Here is a 23,875-nt window from a genome sequence, read left to right as displayed (position 1 = left end):
TCCCAGCACCGACGAGGAGCACCCTGTGACCCAGACCAGCGATAACGTCACCTGGCTCACGCCGGAGGCGTACAACCAGCTGAAGGCAGAGCTGGAGTACCTGTCTGGTCCCGCGCGCACGGAGATCTCCGTCAAGATCGCGGCGGCCCGTGAGGAGGGTGACCTCCGCGAGAACGGCGGTTACCACGCGGCCAAGGAGGAGCAGGGCAAGATGGAGCTCCGGGTCCGTCAGCTGACCCAGCTCCTGGAGCACGCGAAGGTCGGCGAGGCCCCCGCCGACGACGGCGTGGTCGAGCCCGGCATGGTCGTGACGATCGCCTTCGACGGCGACCCGGACGACACGGTCACCTTCCTGCTCGCCTCCCGCGAGTACGCGAGCACCGACATCGAGACGTACTCGCCCCAGTCCCCGCTCGGCACGGGCGTGAACGGCAAGCGGGTGGGTGACGAAGCGGAGTACGAGCTGCCGAACGGCAAGAAGGCCACGGTGAAGATCATCTCCGCGAAGCCGTACCAGGGCTGATCCTCGGACGTACGACGGAGCCCCGGCCTGGTGGCCGGGGCTCCGTCGTGCGCGGGTCCGGGGTCAGGCGGTGGCCGAGCGGTACTTGCGGACCGCCAGCGTGCGGAAGACCACGAGGATGATCACCGACCAGAGCACCGAGGCCGTGATCGGGTGCTGCATGGGCCAGGCGTCCGGTGTCACGAAGCCCGGCGGCAGGTTCCCGAAGAGCACGCGGCAGGCCTGCACGGTGGCGCTGAACGGGTTCCACTCCGCGATGTAGCGGAGGAACGTCGGCATCTGGTTGGCGTCCACGAAGGCGTTCGAGATGAACGTCAGCGGGAACAGCCAGATCAGTCCGCCGGAGGTGGCCGCCTCCGGTGTGCGGACGACGAGGCCGATCAGCGCGCCGATCCAGGAGAAGGCGTAGCCGAGCAGGAGCAGCAGCAGGAAGCCGAGCAGCACCTTGCCGATGTTCTCGTGGGTCCGCCAGCCCACGATGAGCGCGACGCCCGCGAGGACGACGAGCGTGAGGGCGGTCTGTACGAGGTCGGCGATCGTACGACCGGTGAGGACGGCGCCCCTGGCCATGGGCAGCGACCTGAAGCGGTCGATGAGCCCCTTGTGCATGTCGTCCGCGATGCCCGCGCCGGCGCCCGCGGTGGCGAACGTGACGGTCTGCGCGAAGATGCCGGCCATCAGGAACTCACGGTAGGCCTGGGGGGAGATGGAGTCCCCGACCTTGATCGATCCGCCGAACACATAGGTGAACAGCACCACGAACATGATGGGCTGCACCAGGCCGAAGATCACCATCTCCGGAATCCTGGCCATGCGGATCAGATTGCGCTTGGCGACGACGAGCGAGTCCGCCACCGACTGGGCGAGGGCACCGCGTGACTTGCGCGGCGCCAGTGTCTCCGTCACGGCGGTCACTTCGCGTCCTCCTTCTCGCCGGCCCCTGGGGCCCCGGCGGCTTCCTTAGCGCCGTTCCTCTCCAGCTCGGCGGCGTGGCCGGTGAGCGAGATGAAGACGTCGTCGAGGGTGGGGCGGCGCAGACCGATGTCGTCGATCTCCACCCCGCGGGCGTCCAGGTCACGGATGACCTCGGCGAGCAGCTTGGCCCCTCCGGTGACCGGGACCGTCAGCTTGCGCATGTGCTCGGCGACGGAGATCTCGCCCTTGCCGTACGGGGTGAGCACCGCGCGGGCGGGCTCGATCTCGTCCGGCCGGTGCACGACGACCTCGACGCGTTCGCCGCCGGTGCGGGCCTTGAGCTCGTCGGAGGTGCCGCGGGCGATCACCTTGCCGTGGTCGATGACGCAGATGTCGTGGGCGAGGTGGTCCGCCTCCTCCAGATACTGCGTGGTGAGCAGCAGCGTCGTACCGCCGGCGACGAGTTCCTGGATGACCTCCCAGAGCTGCTGCCGGTTGCGGGGATCGAGTCCGGTGGTGGGCTCGTCCATGAACATGACCGGCGGGGAGACGACGAGCGCCGCCGCCAGGTCGAGGCGGCGGCGCATGCCTCCGGAGTAGGTCTTGGCGGTGCGGTCGGCGGCGTCGGCGAGGTTGAACTTCTCCAGCAGCTCCCCCGCCCGCTTCTTCGCGTCGCGTGAGCTCATCTGGTAGAGCTGCCCGACCATCTGGAGGTTCTCGCGGCCGGTGAGGTACTCGTCGACGGCGGCGAACTGGCCGGAGAGGCCGATCGAGCGGCGCACCTCGTTGGGATTCTTCAGTACGTCGATGCCCGCCACCACGGCCCGGCCGCTGTCCGGCTGGAGCAGGGTGGTCAGGACACGTACGGCGGTCGTCTTGCCGGCGCCGTTGGGCCCCAGCAGACCGAGGACGGTACCTTCGGGCACGTCGAGATCGACGCCCCCCAGTGCTTTTACGTCGCCGAAGGTCTTCACCAGGCCTTCGGCGTAGATGGCGCCTGGCATACGGGATTCCCCCAGTTGGTTCTCGGGTGCGTCCTGAGCAGATCCTAGGATTCGCGGTGCCCTCGCGCCCGTCACGAACCGCAGGGCGGCACGGGAGGTCGCGCCCCGCCGCGAACCGCACGGGCGTGCACGCTATGGGGACGAGCGGCGGTCCACAACAGGTTTTGCACCCGTCCCCGCCGCCTCCTGTCTCAGGCCCTCACCGTGTAGCCCGCGTCCCGCAGCGCCGCGGCGACCTCCTCGCAGTGCTCCGGTCCCTTGGTCTCCAGGTGGAGTTCCACCTCCGCCTCGGTGAGCCCGAGCCGCGGATCGGTCCGTACGTGCTGGATGTCGAGCACGTTGGCGTCGGCGACGGACAGGGTGGTGAGCATCGCGGCCAGTGCGCCGGGCCGGTCGGTGAGCCGGAGCCGCAGGCTCAGGTAGCGGCCCGCCGCGACCATGCCGTGCGTCAGGATGCGCTGTATCAGCAGGGGGTCCACATTGCCGCCCGACAGCACGGCGACGACGGGCCCGCGGAACGCCTTCGGATCGCTGAGCAGTGCCGCCACGGGGATCGCCCCGGCCGGCTCCACGACCATCTTGGCCCGTTCCAGGCACAGCAGCAGGGCGCTGGAGAGCTCGTCCTCGGAGACCGTGCGGACCTCGTCCACCAGCTCCTGGACCAGCGGGAACGTGAGATCGCCGGGGCGCCCCACCTTGATCCCGTCGGCCATGGTCTGCACCGAGTCGAGCGCCACCGGATGCCCGGCCGTCAGTGAGGGCGGGAAGGCCGCCGCACCCGCCGCCTGGACGCCGACGATCCTGACGTCGGGGCGCAGCGCCTTCACCGCCACGGCGATGCCGGCCGCGAGCCCGCCCCCGCCGATGCCCACGACGATCGTGCGGACCTCGGGGCACTGCTCCAGGATCTCCAGGCCCACCGTGCCCTGGCCCGCGATGACGTCCGGGTGGTCGAAGGGGTGGATGAAGACGGCCCCCGTCTGCTCCGCGTACTCCTGGGCGGCGGCGAGGGTCTCGTCCACCACATGCCCGTGCAGCCGCACCTCGGCACCGTACTCACGGGTCGCGGCGACCTTGGGGAGGGGGGCGCCGACCGGCATGAAGACCGTAGAACGTACGCCGAGCAGCGAAGAGGCGAGTGCGACACCCTGCGCATGGTTTCCGGCACTCGCGGCCACGACGCCGGCGGCCCGTTCGACGGGGCTGAGGCCCGCGATCCGTACGTACGCGCCGCGCAGTTTGAACGAACCGGTGCGCTGGAGGTTCTCGCACTTGAAGTGGACGGGCGCTCCGACGAGCGCGCTCAGATGACGGCTGCCCTCCATCCCGGTCGTTCTGGCCACCCCGGACAGCATCTTCTGCGCCCCTCGGATGTCGTCGAGGATGAGAGGAGGGAAGGGGGCCGACGTACGGAAGGTCATGACGGCAAGTCTTGCAGCTCGGAGCGCCCGGGGCCGACGCATCTCATGGCGGCCTGCGGTGGTGTCCACAGGTTTGTGCAGCGCTGGTACACGTTGCCCCGTGGCCGCGTACTCTGTCCCCCACCCATCCGACACCGCACGAAGAGAGCCCCCGGCCATGCCCCCTCAGGACATGACGACTGCCGCGTCTCCTTCCGGGGGCGCGACCCCCGGACATCCGGGAACGGACCACCTTCTCGATGTTCTCCAGCATCAGGTGGCCGTCTTCGCCCGCCGTGCCGAGCAGACCCGCCTCGGCGGGGTCGGCCAGGTCCGCAACTCGATGGACCGGGCGGCCTATCTGCTGCTGAACCGGCTCGATGTGGAAGGCCCGATGGGCGTCAAGGCGCTGGCCGCCGGCATGGGGATCGACTCCTCGACGGTGACCCGGCAGGTCGCTCCGCTCGTCGACACGGGGCTGGTCAAGCGCACCTCCCACCCGGAGGACGGGCGCGCCGTCGTGCTGCAGCTGTCGCCGCGCGGCCAGGCCCGCCTGGAGGAGGTCCGCGCCTCCCGGCGTGAGCTGATGTCGCAGGTCACCGACGGCTGGAGCGAGGAGGAGCGGGACACGTTCTGCCTGCTGCTGACCCGGTTCAACTCCTCGCTGGCGGCACGGCAGGCCGCGCACCAGCCGGCGCAGGAGAGCTGACCGGCGCTCCCGGCCTGTCCGTCCGGCCGTTTCGATCTACCCTTGAAGGGCGTGCACTCGCGAGTCGAGGAGGCCGCCATGACACGGAAGATCGCAGACTGCCGCAAGTATCCGAGCGTCTCCAACTGCTCACTCGCCATTTCGGGTGAGGAGGAGGAAGTCGTCCGGGCCGCCGCCGAGCACGCCGTCTCGGTGCATGAACACAAGGACAGCCCGGAGCTGCGCGAGCAGATCAGGGGCACGCTGGAGGACGAGAAGGTCGCGGTCAGTCACTGACGTCCGGGCCCGGTGTCCCCCGCGACCGCGATCCGGAACTGTGAGAGCACCGGTCCGGTTCCGTACGACCGCCCGGCGGCCGGGAGCAGCGCGCTCCCGGCCGCCGGGCGGAGCCGCGTCAGCCGAGCGCCTGCGTCAGGTCGGCCAGCAGGTCGTCGGCGTTCTCGATGCCGACGGACAGCCGGACCAGGTCGGCGGGCACCTCCAGCGGGGAGCCCGCGGCGGAGGCGTGCGTCATGCGGCCGGGGTGCTCCAGGAGCGATTCGACACCGCCGAGCGACTCACCGAGCGTGAAGAGCTTCGCGCGGTTGCAGACCTCGACCGCCGCCTCCTCACCGCCCGCGACCCGGAACGACACCATCCCGCCGAAGGCCTTCATCTGCTTGGCGGCGATCTCGTGTCCGGGGTGCTCCGGCAGTCCCGGGTAGAGGACCTGGGTCACCTTGGGGTGCCGGGTCAGCAGGTCGGCGACCTTGGTGGCGTTCTCGTCGTGGCGGTCCATGCGCACCGCGAGGGTCTTGATGCCGCGCAGCACCAGCCACGCGTCGAAGGGCCCGGCGACGGCGCCCATAGCGTTCTGGTGGTACGCGAGTTCCTCGGCCAGCTCCGGGTCGCTGACGACGAGCGCGCCGCCCACGACGTCCGAGTGGCCGCCCATGTACTTGGTGGTGGAGTGCACCACGACGTCGGCGCCGAGCGAGAGCGGCTGCTGGAGGTAGGGGCTGGCGAAGGTGTTGTCGACGACGAGCCGCGCACCCGCCTGCCGGGCCACTCCGGCGACGGCCGCGATGTCGGTGATCCCGAGCAGCGGGTTGGAGGGCGTCTCCACCCAGATCGCCTTGGTACGGGGGGTGATCGCCGCCCGCACGGCGCCGATGTCCGAGGTGTCGGCGACCGAGAACTCCACGCCCCAGCGCGAGGCGACCTTCGCGAACAGCCGGAACGTGCCGCCGTAGGCGTCGTTCGGGATGACGACGTGGTCGCCGGGGGTCAGCAGCGTACGCAGGAGGCAGTCCTCGGCGGCGAGGCCCGACGCGAAGGCGAGTCCGCGCCGGCCGCCCTCCAGCGCCGCGAGGTTCTCCTCCAGCGCGGTACGGGTCGGGTTGGCGCTGCGGCTGTACTCGTAGCCGCCGCGCAGTCCGCCGACACCGTCCTGCTTGTACGTGGACACCTGGTAGATCGGCGGGACCACTGCGCCGGTGAGGGGATCCGCCGTGTTGCCGGCGTGGATCGCGAGGGTCTCGAAGCTGTGCTGGTCGCTCATGGGGCCCGAGCGTAGTTCGTCGGGAGGGGAGTTGAAGGCCACTCGCCGCCTGCTTCCCCGTACGGGGACAATGGACCGCATGGAGATTCTCTGGTTCCTGCTCGCCGTGTGCATGCTCGTCGCTGTGGTCGGCCCGCTGATGCTGCGCCGTCGTGGCGGTATCCGCCAGGTCGCGCCCGGTTCGCCCGACGCCGCCGACCCGGACACGTACGGCTTCGCGCGCCAGGAGGAGCTGGACGTCCGGATGCCCGGGCCCGACCAGGACCTCCTCGATGTGCTCGACGTCGTGCAGCGCACCCAGGAGTGGCGGGCCGCCTCGCAGCTGCTCGCGGGCACCCCCAAGGAGGGCGAGACCCGCTGGCAGCGGGTGCAGGCGTTCGCCGGCGCGGCGTCGCTGGAGCTGGCCCGGCAGCCCGGCCAGGGCGGCGCCTGGCTGCGGGCGTGGCGGGCCGAGGCCCCGAAGGACGCGGGCGCCGCGGCGGTGCACGCGGAGTTCCTCGTGCAGCAGGCGTGGCGCACGGGCACGGTGGGCACCGACGACTTCCGGATCATCCTGGAGGAGGCACGCACGGTCTGCGGCGAGGCCGCCCTGCTGGCGCCGGGCGACCCCGTGCCGTACATCGTGGAGCTGGCCGCCGCCCGGGGGCTGGGCTACTCCCACGAGCAGTTCGACCAGCTCTGGGCGAAGATCATCGACCGCGCGCCCGCGCACATGGGCGCGCACATCGCGGCGCTGCACTTCTGGTGCGAGAAGTGGCACGGTTCCCGCGAGGAGGCCGACCGCTTCGCGACGACGGCCGCCGCCCGCGCCCCGCAGGGCTCGCTGCTCGCCGCGCTGCCGCTGTTCGCGGTGTACGAGCATCTGCCCGAGGTCAATCTGGTGCAGGGCTTCTACCGGGGCGTCGTCGTGACGAAGGCGGTCGAGGGCGCGATGTTCGCCGTGCACGCGGCCCGCGCCGACGACCCGATGCTCGCGCATGTCCGGCACCTGCTGGTCCTCTTCCTCGTGCGCATGGAGCGCTGGTCGGAGGCGATGCACCAGCTCGTCCACATCGACGGACACGTGGGCGCGCTGCCCTGGACCCAGAACCCGGACCCGGCCGCCGAGTACACGGTGTACCGGGCGCTGGCCGTCGCCGGGTACGAGGCGAACGGCGGCAGCCCCGCGACCCTGCCCCACTGACCGCACGCCCCGCACTCCCCGGATTGGACCGGCACACCCATGGAACGACTGATCCCGCTGATCCTGCTGGGCCTCGCCGTCTTCTTCTGGCTGCGCGCACGCAGGAAGACGGCCGCCTACCTGGCGTCCTACGAGGCGCAGGCGGCCGGCGTCCGCGAGGGTGACGAACGCCGCGATCCCCCGGCCCCCGCCGCCTGAGACCGTGGAATCCACGACGCCCCCGCGGCGTTGTACGGAGCGAACCCCGACCCCCGGAGGAGCCCCCGCATGTTCCTGACCCACCGCACACCGCAGCTCCCCACCCCCGAGGAGGCCCTGCGCGGCCGTCCCACCCCCGAATTCACGGTGCCGTCCCGCCACACGGTCCTCGGCAACCCGCTGACCGGCCCGTACCCGCAGGGCCTGGAGGTCGCCGACTTCGCGCTGGGCTGTTTCTGGGGCGCCGAGCGCAAGTTCTGGCAGACCGAGGGCGTCTGGACGACGCTCGTCGGCTACCAGGGCGGTTACACCGAGAACCCGTCGTACGAGGAGACCTGCTCGGGCCTGACGGGCCACACCGAGGCGGTCCGTGTCGTCTTCGACCCGAAGATCGTGAGCTACGCCGAGCTCCTGAAGCTCTTCTGGGAGTCCCACAACCCGACCCAGGGCTTCCGCCAGGGCAACGACGTCGGCACGCAGTACCGCTCGGCGCTCTACACCCACTCCCCCGAGCAGGCGGAGGCGGCCGAGGCGTCCCGCGAGGCGTACCAGCGGGTGCTGACGGGCGCGGGCTTCAAGGAGATCACCACGGAGATCCTCCCCGCGGAGGGCCGCACCTTCTGGCCCGCCGAGGCGTACCACCAGCAGTACCTCGACAAGAACCCCGACGGCTACTGCGGCATCGGCGGCACGGGAGCCACCCTGGAGTCCCCCTCCGAGACGAACTGGGGCCGCGCCTGCCCGACGGGCATCGCGCCGGCGCCCACCGCCTCGGAGTGACCGGGGCGCCCACTGCCTCGGAGTGAGGACGGTCTCCGCCTCCCGGACCCCGGCCACAGCACGTCCTGGAGTCGATGGTCCGGCCGGTCTGAGACCGCGCGGGGCCGTCGCGCCGCCCGGGAACCACGGGGCCGTCCCGTGCCGGGTAGCACCGCGGGCCCCGCACCGCCCCGCGCGCCGGTGCCGCCCGGCTCGCGGTGATCTCCTGCGGTCGCGCCCCCACGGGCGCGACCGCACACTGAGGGGACGGGCGCGGGACGTCTCCGTGCCCTGTCATCCAACGGGCTTCCTGGAGGCGTGGGCATGCAGGTCATGAAGGGCGGCGGTCGTCAAGGACTTCTCCTCCCCCCTCGTCGTCGAGGACGTGGAACTGCCGGCTCCGGGACCGGGCCAGGCCCTGGTCAAGGTGCTCTACTCCGGCGTCTGCCACACCGATCTGCACGCGGCGCAGGGCGACTGGCCGGTGAAGCCCACGGTCCCCTTCATCCCGGGCCACGAGGGGGTGGGCGAGGTGGTCGCCGTCGGCGACGGGGTCTCGCGCCTCAAGGCCGGCGACACCGTCGGCAACGCGTGGTTCTGGTCGGCCTGCGGGGAGTGCGAGTTCTGCGAGACCGGCCGGGAGACCCTGTGTCCGGACCAGCGCAACGGCGGCTACTCGGTCGACGGTTCCTTCGGCCAGTACATGCTGGTGGACGCCGCCTACGCCCCCGTCATCCCGCCGGGCGTGGACCTCTCGGCCGTCGCGCCGATCCTGTGCGCGGGGGTGACGGTCTACAAGGGCCTCAAGGAGTCCGAGGTGAGGCCGGGCCAGTGGGTGCTCGTCTCGGGCATCGGCGGTCTCGGCCACATCGCGGTGCAGTACGCACGCGCCATGGGGATGCGGGTGGTCGCCGTCGACGTCTCGGACGAGAAGTGCGCGCTGGCCCGCCGCCACGGCGCGGAACTGGCCGTCAACGCGCTCACCGTCCCCGACCCGGCCGCCGCGATCAAGGAGTTCACCGGGGGCGGGGTGCACGGCGGGCTGGTGACCGCCGTCAACGGGGCGGCGTTCTCCCAGGCCGTGGGCGCGCTGCGGCGGGGCGGGACGCTCTCGCTGGTGGGTCTGCCGCCCGAGCAGTTCCCGCTGGACATCTTCTCCACCGTGCTGTTCGGACTGACGGTCCGGGGTTCGATCGTGGGGACCCGGGCCGACCTGTCCGAGGCCATCGACTTCTTCGCACGGGGCCTGATCGAGCCGACGTACACCGTCCGCCCGCTCGCCGACATCAACGAGATCCTGGCCGAGATGACCGCGGGGCGCATCGACGGCCGTGTGGTGATGGACATGAGCCACTGAGCACACCCCTGGTGGGGCCGCCCGCTCACGCGGCCAGACACACCCCGCCCGTGGGGCGCCCGACGGGAGCGGTCCGTTCCGGACGACTGAGCTCCGTCCCGGCCAGGGACAGCACATCGGCCAGCCCGAGCCCGAGCGAACGGGCCGCCGCCGCGAGCACCTCCGACGAGGCCTCCTTCCGGCCCCGCTCCACCTCGGAGAGATACGGCACGGAGATCCGGGCGGCCTCGGCCACGTCCTTGAGCGTCCGCCCCTGGGCGGCTCGCTCCCGGCGCAGGACTTCGCCGACGACGTCCCGCAGGAGGGGCTCCCTGGGGGCGGGAACGGGACGCAGAGGTATGACGCGGGCGCGGTCCGGCTCGTGGCTGCTCATCCTGCGAGCGTAGGTGCGATCCGCCCGGCGCGGGAGGGAGAAACCCTCCGCGCCGGGCGGATCTGCTGTCGGCAGAAGGGGCTTGCCGCGCCAGGCGTCAGCTGCCGATGGTGCTCTGCGGGCCGGCGTACTGCTGGAGCAGCGCGGGGACGTCCGCGGCCGGGTCCAGGGTGTAGCTGTAGTGGTCGCCGGGCTTGAACGTCGTGCCGTTCGTCTGCTGCTTGCCGGTGCAGGAGACGCAGATGCTGCCGGTCTGGGTCAGGGACGCAGCCGAGGTGTCGTTGTAGTAGGGGTTGTTGACCTTGCTGTAGTAGCTGTTCTCGATGACGGTCTTCGAGGCCCCGCGCGAGAGGTTCCCGTACGAGGTCACGTTCTGCATGTAGTTGTTGTAGAGGTGCGCGTAGGCGACGTTGTCGATGCTGGGGTTGCGCTGGTTGGTGTCGTGGATCCAGTTGTGATGGATCGTCATCCGCGCGGTGACGTTCTCCGTCCAGCCGATGCCGAAGGCCTTGTTCTGCTCACCGAGGACGTTCCAGGAGACGGTGAGGTAGCTGGTGTCCTTGCGGCTGTCGATGAGCCCGTCGTTCATCCGCTCGATGCGGTTGTGGTCGATCCAGATGTGGTCGGCGGTGTCCATCTGGATGCCGTCGTAGTCGTAGTCCTTGTCGTCCGGGTCGTCCTCGGTCATCCGGGTGTCGCGGATGGTGAGGTTGCGGATGATGACGTTGTGGATGCCGGTGCCGAGGAAGAAGCCGCCGCCGACGATCTGGCCCGAGGTACCGACGCCGATGATCGTCTTGTCGGACTTGACCGGTATCTCGTGGCCGTACGGGGTGACCGTGACCGCGGCGGCCACCTTGATCACGTAGGGCTCGGCGGCGGTGGCGTACTTCACCAGGTCCGCGTAGTTCGTCACGGTGACGGTCGAGCCCGCCGCCCCGCCCGTGGTGCCGCCCCCGGTGGAGGCGAAGCCGTCGGCCTTGTCCGACCAGGTGCGCCCGCCGGACACGGGTTTGAAGGCCCACTGCTTGTTGCTGTTCGCGGTGCACGTCTCCTGGATGATCGCCGCACCGCTCGCCGTGGAGGCGTCCTTCAGGCTCATGCACAGACCACTGTTCACGTTGACGACCTGGAACGTGTCCGTGCCACTCGCCGCCAGCGTCCACCGCTGGTTCGACTGCGCCGCACACCCCCACTGCTGGAGCTGCACCCCGCTCACCGTCGAACCACCCGGCACATCGACGCACTTACCACTCGACTTGTTCACCAGCCGGTACACACCCGACCCGTCGGCCGTCAGCGTGAACTGCTGCCACGCCGCACCCTCCGTACACCCCCACTGCTGCAACAACGCACCGTTCGCCGCCGAAGCCCCCGGCACATCGACGCACTTGCCGCTCTTCTTCACCGCCAGCTGATACACACCCCCCGAAGCCGGCAGAGCAGCCGCCCCCGCGGGTGCCGCTGTCATGCCGTCGGCGACGATCACCCCCGCCGCCAGTGCCAGGGCCGCCAGCAGGGCCCCGAGGCCCCTCGTCCGCTTCCTGTGTTCACGCATGTCCTGTGTTCCTCTCTCGTCCGTCGGGTGGTGGGAGATCGACGCGCTCATCGCACGGGGTTCCAGCCGTCGGTTCCGGCCAGGTACTTCTGCGGCGTGTAGTTCGCGGCCTGCGCGTCCGTCAGCTGTGGACGGTTGCCGTTGACCGTGGCTCCGGCGCCGGTGTTGCGGTACTCGGAGAACCTGGCGTTCTTCCAGGAGTTGGTGGACATGTCGGTCCACGGCTGGGCGGTGGCCAGGGCCGAGGAGAGCGAGCTCTCCCGGTAGAGCACCTGGGCGTTCGCCCGCCAGGGCCTGCCCAGTTGGGTGGTGTTGTTGACGGCGCCGGTGATGGTGGACCGGTAGAACAGGAAGCCGTACGTCTTGTCGGCCGCGGTGCTCGCGGCGGTGATCGGGCCGCCGGTGGTGCGCCGCTCGTGGATGGTGCAGCCGTGGAAGACGGCGGTGCCGCCGCCGTAGATGAAGTCCACGGTGCCCTCGATGCGGGAGTCCACGACGTAGGCACGGGCCCGGTCGTTCAGCAGGAAGGTGTCCTGGTCGCCGAGCAGCCTGACGTCGTCGAGGACGGCGCGGTCCGCGTCCAGGTACAGGGCGAGGGCCTGGTCACCGGTGTCGGAGCTGTTCTCGTCGAAGTCGTTGGTCATCGTGAGGTTCTCGGCGGCGAAGTCGTGGCCGAGGGCGACGACGGTGGCCGAGCCCGCGGTGCCGTAGTCGCCCGCGTTGCGGTTGCCGATGATCACGACGTCGTCGGAGGAGTCGCCGGTGCCCCTCAGGGTGACGAAGGGCTTGTCGGCGGGGATGTTGACCTGCTCGCGGTAGGTCCCGGGCTTGATGGTGATGGTGACCCGGCTCGCGTTCCCCGTGCCGACGGCGTTCACCGCCGCCTGGACGGTTCTGTAGGTGCCGGTGCCGTCGGACGCCACGGTGGTGGGGGCTGTGGACCCCACGGGTTTGAAGGCCCACTGCTTGTTGCTGTTGGCGGTGCAGGTCTCCTGGATGATCGCCGCACCGCTCGCCGTGGAGGCGTCCTTGAGACTCATGCACAGACCACTGTTCACGTTGACGACCTGGAACGTGTCCGTACCACTCGCCGCCAGCGTCCACTGCTGGTTCGTCTGCCCCGCACACCCCCACTGCTGGAGCTGCACCCCACTCACCTTCGAGTAGTCAGGCACATCCACACACTTGCCACTGCTCTTGTTCACCAGCCGGTACTTGCCCGACCCGTCCGCCGCCAGCGTGAACTGCTGCCACGCCGCCCCCTCCGTACACCCCCACTGCTGCAACAACGCACCGTTCGCCGCCGAAGCCCCCGGCACATCGACGCACTTGCCGCTCTTCTTCACCGCCAGCTGATACACACCCCCCGAAGCCGGCAGAGCAGCCGCCCCCGCGGGAGAGACCATCCCCCCGGCCAGCACGCCTCCCAGTACGGTCGCGACGGCCAGGGCGCGCCGTCTCCTGTTCGGTTTCTCGGTCATCGTTCGCTCCTTCGGATGTGCCGTCAGGTGCGGTGCTGTGAGCCGCAGTGCCCAGGTAGATGCGTGGGGCGGCTGTGGATGACAGAAATCCGGAAGAAACTTTTCCGGGACATCGGACCGGGTCCTGGGAGGCGGGTGCGACACCTGGGGTGTGAGTGACCGCAGCGGTAACTTCTTTACTGGTCACCGCCGTTGTGCCACGATGCCTGCCTCTGGGCCCCGGGCCGGGTACAACCGCTTCCGCGGCGGCGCCGGTGACCGGCCGCGAAGCGAGTGAGGAGCCGTGGCGGGATGACGGACAGCGGGACCGGCCGGGCGGTACGCGACACCTCGGCGCTCGTCGAGGCCGCCAGGGCGGGTGACAGCGGGGCCCTGGAGGAACTGCTCGCCGCGCATCTGCCGTTGGTATACGGAATCGTCGGCCGTGCCCTCAACGGCCACGCGGACGTCGACGACCTCGTGCAGGAGGTGATGCTGCGGATCGTCCGCGCGCTGCCGTCACTGCGCGAGCCGGAGCGGTTCCGCTCCTGGGCGGTGGCCATCGCCTACCGGGAGATACAGCAGCACCAGCGGCGTACGGCCCGCGACCGCTTCCAGGGTCACGACGTGGAGTGCGTCGCCGACCCGCTGACCGACTTCGCCGAGCGGACCGTCGCCGAGCTCGAACTCACCGGCCAGCGCCGCGATCTGGCCCGCGCGGCACGCTGGCTGGACGAGGACGACCGCCGGCTGCTCGCCCTGTGGTGGGAGGAGGAGACGGGCCGTATCGGCCGGGCCGACGTCGCCCGCGCCATCGGTCTGAACGCCCGGCACACCGCGGTCCGGGTCCGCCGCATGAAGGTCCGGCTCGAGGAAGCCCGTACGGTCGTCCGCGCCCTGGCCGTCGCGCCCCGCTGCCCCGGGCTGGCCGATGCCGCGCAGGGCTGGGACGGCGGCACGGGGGCGCTCTGGCGCAAGCGGCTGACCCGGCATGTGCGCGGCTGCGCCCGGTGCGGGGCGCAGGGAACCGGCCTGGTCGCCCCGGAGAAGCTGCTGCCGGGGCTCGGGCTGCTGCCGGTGCCCGGCGGTCTGGCGGAAGGCGTGCGCCAGGCGGCCGAGGCCGCCTCCCTGGTCGGGCAGGCGGCCACCGGCCGGGTCCAGGACCTGTTGCACCACTTCACGGCCAAGACGGTCGTCGCGTCGGCCGCCGCTCTGGCCGTGGCCGTGGGGGCGCTGACCTATCCGGTGTGGCACTCCCCCGCGCCCGGCCCGCGTGCGGCGCCACCCGCCGTGAGCCGTCCCTCGCAGCCGCCGGCGCCGTCCCTCGCCCGGCCGTCCCGGACGGCTGCCGCGCCCGCCTCGGCGTCCGCCTCCCCGACGGCGCGCGCCGAACGCCGGGCGGGCACCGCGATCGGTGTGACCAGCGCCGACATCTATCTCGCGCCCGACGGTTCGGACGACGGGGACGGCAGCCGTGCCCGGCCCTACGCCACGCTCGGCAAGGCGGCGTCCGTCGTCCGCCCTGGCCAGACGATCGCCCTGCGCGGGGGCACCTACCGCCCCACCGAGGAGACGTCCCTGACCACGGACGGCACGGCGGACCGGCGCATCACGCTCAGCAACTACCGGGGCGAGCGGCCCGTCATCGACGCCTCGGGGGTGCCCGCCTCCTCCTGGGCGGTCACCCAGGAGGCGGACCACTGGACGGTGCAGGGCCTGGAGATCCGGGGTTCGGCGAGTCACGCGTACGTCTGCCGGAGCTGCCGGAACACGGTCTTCCGCGGCCTGTCCCTGCACGACAACGCGGAGTCCGGGCTCACCCTGCGCGACGCGGGCACCGAGAACAACACCGTGCTGGACAGCGACTTCTACGCCAACGGGCCCGGCGAGGCGGGCGGTGTCGGCCTGGCGGTCAAGTTCGGTTCGGGCGGCGGGAACACGGTGAGCGGCTGCCGTGCGTACGGCAACGGGGCGGACGGGATCGACCTCGGCGGTTTCACCAGCCCGGTGACGGTGCGCGGCAGCTGGTCCTACCGCAACGGCAACGGCTTCACCCTCGGCGGCGGCCACACCTCGGCCTCCGTCGCCCATGTCCTGACCGACGACGCGGCCTGGGACAACGCCGGGCTCGGCTTCAACGACGAGGGCAACCCCGGTGCGATCCGCCTCACCCGCAACACGGCCTTCCGCAACGGCACGGGCTTCCATCTGGTCACCGCCGCCGCCGTGCTGAACGCCAACGCGGCGGCGGACAGCGGTGAGGGGCGGGACGCGCTGCTCGCGGATTCCGCCAGGTCCGAGGGCAACACCTGGGACGGCGGTGCCGCGCCGGTGTTCACCACCACCGACCCGTCCACCGCCGAGGCCGCCCGCGCGGCCGACGCCACCCTGCCCCGGACCGCCTTCCTGACCTCGTCCGGCACCGCGCCGGGCGCCCGTATGACAACCCGGGGGGACGCACCGTGAGGGACCCCGTACGAGAGGACTCCGTATGACGGCTGACGACGGCCACCGCGCTCTCCCATGGGACCGCCCCTGGTTCGCGGCGAACGAGGTGCTCGCGTTCGTCCTGGAGCTGGTCGCGATCGGCGCCCTGGCCTGGTGGGGCTTCACCGCGCCGGAGGGTGCGGCGGCGTCGGCGGCTCTGGGAATCGGGACACCGGCGGCGGCCGTGGCGCTGTGGGGCCTGTTCGCCGCGCCCCGCGCCCGCTTCTCCCTGCCGCTCCCGGGGGTGCTGGCCGTGAAGGCCCTGGTCCTCGGCGGCGGCGCGGCGGCGGTGTACGGGACGGGGCACCCGGTGGCGGCGTGGGTCCTGGCCGCGGTGACGGTGGCGAACACGGGCTGCGCGGAGTACTGCAGGCGCCGGTAGCGTCCGCCCGAGGCCTCTCGGGCACCGCCCCGGTGCGGCGTCGCGGGGGCAGGTGCCCGCCCCCGCGACGCCGCCGCGTCAGATCAGGCCCTGTGCCAGCATCGCGTCGGCGACGATCTCGAAGCCCGCGATGTTCGCGCCCACCACGTAGTTGCCCGGGCTGCCGTACTTCTCCGCCGTGGTGTGGCAGGAGTCGTGGATGTGCCGCATGATCTGCGCGAGCCGCTCCTCGGTGTGGGCGAAGGTCCAGGAGTCGCGGGAGGCGTTCTGCTGCATCTCCAGGGCGCTGGTGGCCACGCCGCCCGCGTTCGCCGCCTTGCCGGGGGCGAAGGCGACGCCCGCCTCCTGGAGGACGTGGACGGCCTCCGGGGTGGTGGGCATGTTGGCGCCCTCGGCGACCGCCTTGACCCCGTTGCGCACGAGGGCCAGCGCGTCGGCCTCGTGGAGCTCGTTCTGGGTGGCGCAGGGCAGGGCCACGTCCACCGGGACGCTCCAGACGCCCGAGCCGGCGACGTAGCGCACATGGTCGCCGCGCCGCTCGGCGTACTCGGAGATCCGGCCGCGGCCGGTCTCCTTGATCTCCTTGAGCAGGGCGAGGTCGATGCCCTTCTCGTCGACGACGTAACCGCCCGAGTCGGAGCAGGTCACGACGGTCGCGCCGAGCTGCTGGGCCTTCTCGATCGCGTAGATGGCCACGTTGCCGGAGCCGGACACCGCGATGCGCTGGCCGTCGAGGGACTCGCCGCGCACCCGCAGCATCTCGGCGGTGAACAGGACGCAGCCGTAGCCGGTCGCCTCGGTACGGGCCTGGGCGCCGCCCCAGCCGAGGCCCTTCCCGGTGAGCACTCCGGACTCGTAGCGGTTGGTGATCCGCTTGTACTGGCCGAAGAGGTAGCCGATCTCCCGGCCGCCGACGCCGATGTCACCGGCGGGGACGTCGGTGTACTCCCCCAGGTGGCGGTGGAGTTCGGTCATGAAGGACTGGCAGAAGCGCATGACCTCGGCGTCGGAGCGCCCCTTGGGGTCGAAGTCCGCGCCGCCCTTGCCGCCGCCGATGGGCATGCCGGTGAGGGCGTTCTTGAAGATCTGCTCGAAGCCGAGGAACTTCACGATGCCGAGGTTGACCGAGGGGTGGAAGCGCAGCCCGCCCTTGTAGGGGCCGAGGGAGCTGGAGAACTCGACGCGGAAGCCGCGGTTGACGTGGATGTCGCCGGCGTCGTCCGACCACGGCACCCGGAAGATGAGCTGGCGCTCGGGCTCGCAGATCCGCTCGATGATCCGGGCGTCGACGAACTCCGGCCGCTGCGCCAGCACGGGGCCGAGGGTTTCGAGGACCTCGCGAACCGCCTGATGGAACTCCAGCTCGCCCTGGTTGCGCCGCAGGATCTCCGCGTAGAGCGGCTCGATGACACGGTTCGCGGCGGTGTGCGCGGTGAGGGAGAGGGAGTCGGAGCTGGCCGGCATCTGATCAAGACCTTCCGTGGGTGGGCTCGTGCGCGTCGGCGTTCCCTGTCCCCGGAGACGCCTCCGGCCCGTGGGGGCCGGTTGCACCCGCCAAGTCTCGCAGCGCGGCCCGGTCCCGCAGGGGCGACATCCACGGAGTGGGCAGTGTTGTTCGCCCCGATATATGGCGTTGTATACGGCCAAGTCCGCTCCCTCGGGAACGGACGGGCCGTGTGGTACCACCACGTGGGCCCCGTACGGGTGACGGACCTCACAGCCGGAAAGGCGTGGCCGTGAGGTCCGTGCCGCCGTGGTTCAGGCCGCCGCGTTCTCCGTGACGGTGACCTTCCCCTTGCGGATGGTCGCCACCCTCGGGGCCTTGCGGGCGAGGGAGCTGTCGTGGGTGACCATCACGAAGGTGAGGCCGTGCTCCTTCCAGAGCCCGTCGAGCAGCTCCATGATCTCGTCGCGCATGGACTCGTCGAGGTTGCCGGTCGGCTCGTCGGCGAGCAGCACCTTCGGCCGCTTGACCAAGGCCCGGGCGATGGCGACGCGCTGCTGCTGGCCGCCGGACATCTCGCTCGGCAGGTGGGTGGGGCGGTCGCCGAGGCCGACGGACTCCAGGGCCTCGGCGGCGCGTTCACGGCGGGCCTTCGCACCGATCCCGAGGGGGACGAGCGCGGTCTCGACGTTCTCCTGGGCGGTGAGCGTCGGGATCAGGTTGAAGCTCTGGAAGACGAAACCGATGGACTCGGCCCGCACCTTGGTGAGCCGGGACTCGGGGAGCTTCGCCAGGTCGACACCGTCGAGCTCGATGGTGCCGGAGGTGGGCCGGTCCAGTCCGCCGAGCATCTGCAGGAGCGTGGACTTGCCCCCGCCGGTGGGGCCCTGGATGACGAGCCGGCCGCCGTCCTCGATGGTCAGATCGACACCGGCGAGCGCGTCGACGGGGCTCTTGCCGCGCATGTAGCGCTTGGTGACGCCCTTGAGCTGATACACGTGTGGACTCCTGCTGTACGTACGAAAGGGGAGGGGCGGGGCGGGTGTTACGCGACGCGGCGCAGCGCGTCGGCCGGCCGCAGCCTGGATGCCCGCCAGCCACCGAAGGCTCCCGCGATCAGTCCGCCCGCGACCGCCAGGACGACGGCGACGAGGATCGTGCTGAGGGAGACCGGCGCGGTCAGTGCGATGTCGAGGGTCTTGGCCGCGGTCTGGCGACCGGGGCCGCCTCCGCCCATCGGGCCGCCGCCGCCCATGCCGCCGCCACCGCCGCCACCGCCCGAGGAGCCGAGCTGTGCGGTGAGGGTGGGGCTGATGGCGGTCACGATGTACGCGCCCGCGAGGCCGATGGCGATGCCGAGGACGCCGCCCATCAGACCGTTGACGAGGGCCTCGCCGACGACCTGGCGGGTGACACGGCCGCTCTTCCAGCCGAGGGCCTTGAGGGTGCCGAACTCCCGGACGCGGCGGCTGACCGCGGAGGAGGTGAGCAGGCCGGCGACGAGGAACGCGGCGACCAGCACGGCGATGGAGAGCCACTTGCCGACGCTGGAGGCCAGGTCGGAGGCGGTGGAGAGGGAGCCGGAGACCGTGTCGGCCAGGTCGGCGGAGGTGGTGACCGTCGTGCCCGAGATGTTCTTCTGGATGGCGGCCTTGACGGTGTCGATCTGCTGCGAGTCCGCGGCCTGGACGTAGACCGTGGTGACCTTGTCCTTGGAGTCGGCGACGGTCTGCGCCTGCTTCAGCGGGATGTAGACGTTGGCCGCCGCGTCACCGCTGTCCGCGGTGGAGACGCCGACGATCTCGTACTTGGTGCCGGAGATGGTGACGGTCTTGCCGACCGCGAGCTCCTTCTCCTTGGCGTAGGCGGAGTCGACGACCGCGACCTCGGCGTCCGTCTCGGTGGCCTTGAACGTCCGGCCCTTGGTGATCTTCGAGGAGGTCAGCGGGCCGAGGCCCTGCTGGGTGACGTCGGTGCCGTACACGGTGAAGGAGTTGACGTCGAAGGACGCTCCGCCGCCCTGGACCTCACCCTGCGGCTGGCCGCCGCCCTGGCCGCCGCCGGGTCCGCCCTGGCCGGAGCCCGAGCTCCCGTCCTGCTTGAACTGGCCCCGGGTGAACTGGCCGTCCACCTTCATGACCGTCAGGCTGAGCCCGCCGACCGCGTCCGCGACACCGGTCTGCTTGCCGACCTTGTCGACGGTGCTGGAGGCCAGCGTCTGGAAGCCCTGGACCATGACCCGGTCGGTGCTCTGGGTCTCGTCCTCGTCGTCCTGGGCGTCGAACTCGAACCGGGGCCGCTCGTTGCCCCCGGAGCCCGGGGCGGCCGCGGCCTTGGTCACCGTCATGTCCGTGCCGAGCCCGTACAGCGACTGGAGGACCTTGTCCTGGGCTTTGCTCATGCCCGAGGAGACGGAGCTGACGATGATGACCAGCGCAATGCCGAGGGCGAGCCCCGAGGCGACGACGAGCGCCGCCTTTCTGCGACGGCGCAGCTCGCGCCGGAGGTAGGTGAAGAACATGGCGCGAAGATATGGACCGGGTGTGATGAGGAGTTAAGTCTCCGATGAGAGCAGCATGAGAACGCCTACGACGAAGGCGGCGGCGCCCGGATGTCCGGGTGCCGCCGCCTTCGTACGGGGAAAGGGGTGCCTGCTACGGGATCAGGAGCCGGCGGTCCACTCCGACCAGCTCATGTTCCAGCCGTTGAGGCCGTTGTCCGGGGCGATGGTCTTGTCCGGGGAGTTCTTGACGATCACCACGTCGCCGACCATGGAGTTGTCGTAGAGCCAGGCGGCGGGGGTGTTCGGGTCGTCGGCGCCCTGGGTGTCGGAGAGGCCGACACAGCCGTGGCTGGTGTTCGCGCTGCCGAAGATCGACTTGGCGCCCCAGTAGTTGCCGTGGATGAAGGTGCCCGACGTGGACAGCCGCATGGCGTGCGGCACGTCCTTGATGTCGTACTCGCCCTTGCCGTCGTCGTCCGTGAAGCCGACCGTCGCACCGTCCATGCGGGTCTCCTTGAACTTCTCGGAGATCACCATCTGGCCGTTGTACGTCGGGTTGTCGGAGGAACCGGCGGAGATCGGGATGGTCTTCACCGTCTTGCCGTCCCGGGTGACGGTCATGGTGTGCGCCTTGGCGTCCACCGTCGAGACCTGGTTGCGGCCGATCTTGAAGGTGACCGTCTTCTGCTGCACGCCCACGACGCCGTCGGCGCCCTCGACGCCGTCCAGCGCCAGCTTCAGCGTGACGGTGGAGCCGCCCTGCCAGTAGTCCTCGGGGCGCAGGTCGAGGCGCTGGTTGTTGAACCAGTGGCCGACGACCTCCTGGCCGCTGCTCGACGTCACGGTGATGCCGTCCTGGACGGCCTGCTTGTTCGTGATCGCCTTGTTGAAGTTGATCGAGACGGGCATGCCGACGCCGACGGTGGAGCCGTCCTCGGGGGTGAAGTTCCCGATGAAGCTGTTCTCGGGCGAGACCGTGGTGAAGGAGCTGTTGGCGTGGGCCTCACGGCCCTCGGAGTCGGCGGCCGTGGCGCTGATCTTGTACGTCGTCGAGCGCTCCAGCTGACCGCTGGGCTTCCAGCTGGAACCGTCGGCCGCGAGGGTGCCCTCGACGGCGTCGCCCGCGGACGTGGTCATGGTGACCTCGGTCAGCTTGCCCTTGGCGACGGTGACGATGGCGGCGTTGTTGATGCTCGCGTTGGTCGCGCCGTTCTTCGGCGCGATCGTTATCTGCGCCTCGGAGGCGTCCTTGGCCGCGGCCTCGTCCACCTGCGCCTGTGACGTCTTCGAGCTCTCCGCGCTCGCGCCCGTGCTGCCGCCGTCGTCGCTACAGGCCGAAAGCACCAGTACGCCGCCGAGCAGTGCGGACGCGGCCATGAGGCCCCTGCGCCGCTTGCTGTCCGTCATCACACGCTTCTCCATCGTTGCCGATTCCCCAAGATCCCCGGACAGGGTCGCCCGACGGCGGTTCCCCGTCAATGTTCCAAGAACACCCTGACCGGGTGTTCCGTTCCACATCCGGCGTGGATGTGGGGAACACCACTGATCGACGCGCCCGCGGGCGCGCTGGTTCCCGTCACCCGTGAGGAGTGCCCCGCGGGCGTCAGCGTTCCGTTTTCCCGCCGCCTTCTTCGTCGTCCGTGTCATTGTCCTCGATCCCGTAGTACGCCTCGTCCCCGTCCTCTCCGGCGGCCCATTCCTCGGCGTCGGGGTCGTAGTCGATCGTCTCGCTGCTCCAGGAGGCCTGGGCCAGCTCGACGCCGGGCACCTCGCTGATCAGGTCGAAGGGGTCGATCAGCGAGGCGAGGGCTTCCGCTTCGTCTGCCCTGACCGTCTCCTCGGCATGCGTACGTTCCTCGGGCGACTCCTCGGCGGAGGCCCCCTCGGCGGTGAAATCGGCGGCGATGCTCTCCAGCGCCGTTCCGGTCAGGGCGTCCGCGTCGCTGATCTCCAGGACCATCTCCACGCGAAGCCGAACAAATACGGGTGTCTCCGAAGTGCTCATACGCCGGAGCGTAAGGCCCCCGGGACCTGTGGGTTTCCTCCGACCCGCTGCTTTGCTTAGCATCGGCCCGGGGGGCTAACTGATGGCTGTCGCAAGGGGATCGATTCTGTGTCCATCGCTCGTCGCACGCTGCTGACCACCACAGCGGCAGGCACCCTGCTCTGCGCTCTCTGGTTCGTCCCCTCCGCCAACGCGACCGGCGGGGCGGACACGCGGAGCGGTTCCACCGGCTCGACCGCCGGTTCCTCCGGGCAGGCCCGACAGGCCTCCGCCACAGGGGAGTTCGTCTCCGGCGACACGCTCGCCGACACCGGTGCGGGCGTCGACACGACTCCGTACCTCATCGGCGGCACGGCCTCGCTCTGCGTCGGCGCGGGGTTCGTCGCCTACTCGGTCCGCAGGGGCGGCCTGCGGGGCGCCGGTTTCTGACCCACGCGGGGGCCGCCACGTCCTCACCGGACGCGGCGGCCGCCTCCGTGTGCGCGGGGCCGGCGGTGCGACGCGTGTGCGCCGGGATCAGGCCAGCGGCCCGGTCACCGGTTCCACCGCGGCGATGAGCCGGCCCTCCCGTACGAAGACCTCCGCGGCGGCCAGGTCCGGGGAGAGGAAGCGGTCGGGCCCGGGACCCCGCACACCTGCGGCCCGCAGCGCCTCGATGACGGCGAGCGAGGCGGGACCCGGGGTCAGCCCCTCGGCGGCACGCAGCTCCACGCCGCGGGTGGCCGCGTACAGCTCGACGGCCACGATGCGGGCGAGGGCGGCGACGGCGGTACGGAGCTTGCGGGCGGCCGACCAGCCCATCGACACGTGGTCCTCCTGCATCGCGGAGGACGGGATCGAGTCGACGGACGCCGGGACCGCGAGCCGCTTCATCTCGCTGACCAGGGCGGCCTGGGTGTACTGGGCGATCATCAGCCCCGAGTCGACCCCGGCGTCGTCGGCGAGGAACGGCGGCAGCCCGTGCGAGCGGTTCTTGTCCAGCAGCCGGTCCGTGCGGCGCTCGGTGATCGAACCGAGGTCGGCGGCGGCGATCGCCAGGAAGTCGAGGACGTACGCGACGGGCGCGCCGTGGAAGTTGCCGTTGGACTCGACCCGCCCTTCCGGAAGGACGACCGGGTTGTCCACCGCCGAGGCCAGTTCGCGGTCCGCGACGAGCCGCCCGTGCGCGAGGGTGTCGCGGCCGGCGCCGTTGACCTGGGGCGCGCAGCGCACGGAGTAGGCGTCCTGGACCCGCGGGGCGTCGTCCTGATGATGGCCGGTGAGGCCGGACCCGGCGAGGACCCGCAGCATGTTGTCGGCGGAGACGCCCTGACCGGGGTGCGGGCGGATGGCGTGCAGCTCCGGGGCGAGCACCTTGTCCGTGCCGAGCAGCGCCTCCAGGGAGAGCGCGGCGGTGATGTCGGCGCTGGTGTAGAGGCTCTTCAGGTCCGCGAGGGCCATGACGAGCATCCCGAGCATGCCGTCGGTGCCGTTGAGGAGCGCGAGCCCCTCCTTCTCGCGCAGCTCGACGGGGGTGATGCCGTGCGCGGCGAGGAGCTCGGCCGCGGGCCGCACAACGCCGTCGGGGCCCTCGGCGTCACCCTCGCCCATCAGGGTCAGCGCGCAGTGCGAGAGCGGGGCGAGGTCGCCGGAGCAGCCGAGCGAGCCGTACTCGTGGACGACGGGGGTGATGCCCGCGTTGAGCACGTCGGCCATGGTCTGCGCGACCTCGGGGCGTACGCCGGTGCGGCCGGAGGCCAGGGTCTTGAGCCGCAGGAACATCAGCGCGCGGACGACCTCGCGCTCGACGTGGGGGCCCATGCCCGCCGCGTGCGAGCGGACGATGTTGCGCTGGAGCTGCGCGCGCAGACCGGGGCTGATGTGACGGCTGGCGAGGGCGCCGAAGCCGGTGGAGACGCCGTAGACCGGCTCGGGCTTGGCGGCGAGCGCGTCGACGATCTCGCGGGCGGCGGCGAGGGCTTCGACGGCGGCGGCCGAGAGTTCGACCCGGGCACCCTGGCGTGCCACGGCGATGACGTCGTCGGCGGTGGTGCCGGACGTCCCCACCACGACTGTATGCATATCCATATTCAGAA

General features: G+C 71.0%; 23 protein-coding genes. 10 read left to right on the top strand and 13 right to left on the bottom strand.

Features of this window, described 5'->3' with window-relative positions; translation table 11 throughout:
* Positions 1 to 25: 25 nt before the first annotated feature.
* Positions 26 to 523: a transcription elongation factor GreA gene (gene greA, locus AMK10_RS03520; protein ID WP_073744595.1), complete on the top strand. Its 498-nt coding sequence runs from the start codon at positions 26 to 28 to the stop codon at positions 521 to 523.
* 63 nt (positions 524 to 586) lie between these two features.
* Here the strand turns inward: greA and AMK10_RS03515 are convergent, their stop codons facing one another.
* The 3 genes from AMK10_RS03515 to ilvA form a co-directional block, all read right to left on the bottom strand.
* A complete protein-coding gene (locus AMK10_RS03515) occupies positions 587 to 1,438 on the bottom strand; it encodes an ABC transporter permease (RefSeq protein WP_073744593.1) in 852 nt (283 codons plus the stop codon).
* Positions 1,435 to 2,442: an ATP-binding cassette domain-containing protein gene (locus AMK10_RS03510; RefSeq protein WP_073744591.1), complete on the bottom strand. Its 1,008-nt coding sequence runs from the start codon at positions 2,440 to 2,442 to the stop codon at positions 1,435 to 1,437. The genes AMK10_RS03515 and AMK10_RS03510 overlap by 4 nt, the downstream gene beginning before the upstream one ends.
* A gap of 191 nt (positions 2,443 to 2,633) precedes the next feature.
* Entirely contained in the window at positions 2,634 to 3,863 is a 1,230-nt protein-coding gene (gene ilvA, locus AMK10_RS03505) for a threonine ammonia-lyase (protein ID WP_073744589.1), read from the bottom strand.
* A gap of 157 nt (positions 3,864 to 4,020) precedes the next feature.
* Between ilvA and AMK10_RS03500 the strand changes: the two genes are divergently transcribed.
* Both AMK10_RS03500 and AMK10_RS03495 read left to right on the top strand, forming a co-directional pair.
* Positions 4,021 to 4,551 carry a MarR family winged helix-turn-helix transcriptional regulator gene (locus AMK10_RS03500; RefSeq protein WP_073744587.1) on the top strand — a complete coding sequence of 177 codons (531 nt, stop codon included), beginning with the start codon at positions 4,021 to 4,023 and terminating at the stop codon, positions 4,549 to 4,551.
* Positions 4,552 to 4,629: 78 nt separating this feature from the next.
* On the top strand, positions 4,630 to 4,827 hold the full coding sequence (locus tag AMK10_RS03495; RefSeq protein WP_073744585.1) for a DUF1059 domain-containing protein: 198 nt from the start codon (positions 4,630 to 4,632) through the stop codon (positions 4,825 to 4,827).
* A gap of 118 nt (positions 4,828 to 4,945) precedes the next feature.
* Here AMK10_RS03495 and AMK10_RS03490 read toward each other — a convergent pair whose 3' ends face one another.
* The gene (locus AMK10_RS03490) at positions 4,946 to 6,091 is read right to left on the bottom strand and encodes a cystathionine gamma-synthase (protein WP_073744583.1); all 1,146 of its coding nucleotides are present in this window, start codon (positions 6,089 to 6,091) and stop codon (positions 4,946 to 4,948) included.
* A gap of 79 nt (positions 6,092 to 6,170) precedes the next feature.
* Between AMK10_RS03490 and AMK10_RS03485 the strand changes: the two genes are divergently transcribed.
* The 4 genes from AMK10_RS03485 to adhP all read left to right on the top strand — a co-directional run bounded on the left by AMK10_RS03485 (position 6,171) and on the right by adhP (position 9,588).
* Positions 6,171 to 7,274: a hypothetical protein gene (locus AMK10_RS03485; protein WP_073746018.1), complete on the top strand. Its 1,104-nt coding sequence runs from the start codon at positions 6,171 to 6,173 to the stop codon at positions 7,272 to 7,274.
* A gap of 39 nt (positions 7,275 to 7,313) precedes the next feature.
* Positions 7,314 to 7,472 carry a hypothetical protein gene (locus tag AMK10_RS37600; RefSeq protein WP_198959610.1) on the top strand — a complete coding sequence of 53 codons (159 nt, stop codon included), beginning with the start codon at positions 7,314 to 7,316 and terminating at the stop codon, positions 7,470 to 7,472.
* Positions 7,473 to 7,541: 69 nt separating this feature from the next.
* Positions 7,542 to 8,252, top strand: a complete 711-nt coding sequence (gene msrA / locus AMK10_RS03480) for a peptide-methionine (S)-S-oxide reductase MsrA (RefSeq protein WP_073744581.1) — start codon at positions 7,542 to 7,544, stop codon at positions 8,250 to 8,252.
* Positions 8,253 to 8,616: 364 nt separating this feature from the next.
* Positions 8,617 to 9,588, top strand: a complete 972-nt coding sequence (gene adhP / locus AMK10_RS03475; RefSeq protein ID WP_073744579.1) for an alcohol dehydrogenase AdhP — start codon at positions 8,617 to 8,619, stop codon at positions 9,586 to 9,588.
* Between the two features lie 25 nt (positions 9,589 to 9,613).
* Here adhP and AMK10_RS03470 read toward each other — a convergent pair whose 3' ends face one another.
* The 3 genes from AMK10_RS03470 to AMK10_RS03460 form a co-directional block, all read right to left on the bottom strand.
* Positions 9,614 to 9,961 carry a helix-turn-helix domain-containing protein gene (locus tag AMK10_RS03470; RefSeq protein WP_073744577.1) on the bottom strand — a complete coding sequence of 116 codons (348 nt, stop codon included), beginning with the start codon at positions 9,959 to 9,961 and terminating at the stop codon, positions 9,614 to 9,616.
* 97 nt (positions 9,962 to 10,058) lie between these two features.
* Entirely contained in the window at positions 10,059 to 11,519 is a 1,461-nt protein-coding gene (locus AMK10_RS03465) for an RICIN domain-containing protein (protein WP_073744575.1), read from the bottom strand.
* 47 nt (positions 11,520 to 11,566) lie between these two features.
* Positions 11,567 to 13,000 carry a pectinesterase family protein gene (locus AMK10_RS03460; protein ID WP_073744573.1) on the bottom strand — a complete coding sequence of 478 codons (1,434 nt, stop codon included), beginning with the start codon at positions 12,998 to 13,000 and terminating at the stop codon, positions 11,567 to 11,569.
* 291 nt (positions 13,001 to 13,291) lie between these two features.
* On the opposite strand from AMK10_RS03460, the gene AMK10_RS03455 reads away from it, so the two are divergent.
* Complete coding sequence (locus tag AMK10_RS03455) at positions 13,292 to 15,445, top strand: sigma-70 family RNA polymerase sigma factor (RefSeq protein WP_073744571.1); 2,154 nt, start codon at positions 13,292 to 13,294, stop codon at positions 15,443 to 15,445.
* 25 nt (positions 15,446 to 15,470) lie between these two features.
* Positions 15,471 to 15,848, top strand: a complete 378-nt coding sequence (locus tag AMK10_RS03450; RefSeq protein WP_073744569.1) for a YrdB family protein — start codon at positions 15,471 to 15,473, stop codon at positions 15,846 to 15,848.
* Positions 15,849 to 15,926: 78 nt separating this feature from the next.
* On the opposite strand, the gene gdhA is transcribed toward AMK10_RS03450, so the two are convergent.
* From gdhA to AMK10_RS03425, 5 genes are all read right to left on the bottom strand, one after another.
* Positions 15,927 to 17,312 carry an NADP-specific glutamate dehydrogenase gene (gdhA, locus tag AMK10_RS03445; RefSeq protein ID WP_073744567.1) on the bottom strand — a complete coding sequence of 462 codons (1,386 nt, stop codon included), beginning with the start codon at positions 17,310 to 17,312 and terminating at the stop codon, positions 15,927 to 15,929.
* 294 nt (positions 17,313 to 17,606) lie between these two features.
* Positions 17,607 to 18,290: an ABC transporter ATP-binding protein gene (locus AMK10_RS03440; protein ID WP_073744565.1), complete on the bottom strand. Its 684-nt coding sequence runs from the start codon at positions 18,288 to 18,290 to the stop codon at positions 17,607 to 17,609.
* A 47-nt stretch (positions 18,291 to 18,337) separates the two neighbouring features.
* Positions 18,338 to 19,813, bottom strand: coding sequence for an ABC transporter permease (locus AMK10_RS03435; RefSeq protein WP_073744563.1), 1,476 nt, complete (start codon positions 19,811 to 19,813; stop codon positions 18,338 to 18,340).
* A gap of 141 nt (positions 19,814 to 19,954) precedes the next feature.
* Entirely contained in the window at positions 19,955 to 21,217 is a 1,263-nt protein-coding gene (locus AMK10_RS03430; protein WP_073744561.1) for a L,D-transpeptidase, read from the bottom strand.
* A 181-nt stretch (positions 21,218 to 21,398) separates the two neighbouring features.
* Positions 21,399 to 21,800 (bottom strand): hypothetical protein, encoded by a 402-nt coding sequence (locus AMK10_RS03425; protein ID WP_073744559.1) that lies wholly within the window; start codon positions 21,798 to 21,800, stop codon positions 21,399 to 21,401.
* 108 nt (positions 21,801 to 21,908) lie between these two features.
* Between AMK10_RS03425 and AMK10_RS03420 the strand changes: the two genes are divergently transcribed.
* Positions 21,909 to 22,229 (top strand): hypothetical protein, encoded by a 321-nt coding sequence (locus AMK10_RS03420; protein ID WP_073744557.1) that lies wholly within the window; start codon positions 21,909 to 21,911, stop codon positions 22,227 to 22,229.
* Between the two features lie 87 nt (positions 22,230 to 22,316).
* On the opposite strand, the gene hutH is transcribed toward AMK10_RS03420, so the two are convergent.
* Positions 22,317 to 23,867, bottom strand: coding sequence for a histidine ammonia-lyase (gene hutH, locus AMK10_RS03415; RefSeq protein WP_073744555.1), 1,551 nt, complete (start codon positions 23,865 to 23,867; stop codon positions 22,317 to 22,319).
* Positions 23,868 to 23,875 lie beyond the last annotated feature (8 nt).

The sequence above is a fragment of the Streptomyces sp. CB02058 genome (genome assembly GCF_001905505.1).
In the GTDB taxonomy this organism is placed as follows: Bacteria; Actinomycetota; Actinomycetes; order Streptomycetales; family Streptomycetaceae; genus Streptomyces.
This window is presented reverse-complemented; position numbering and strand designations above follow the sequence as displayed.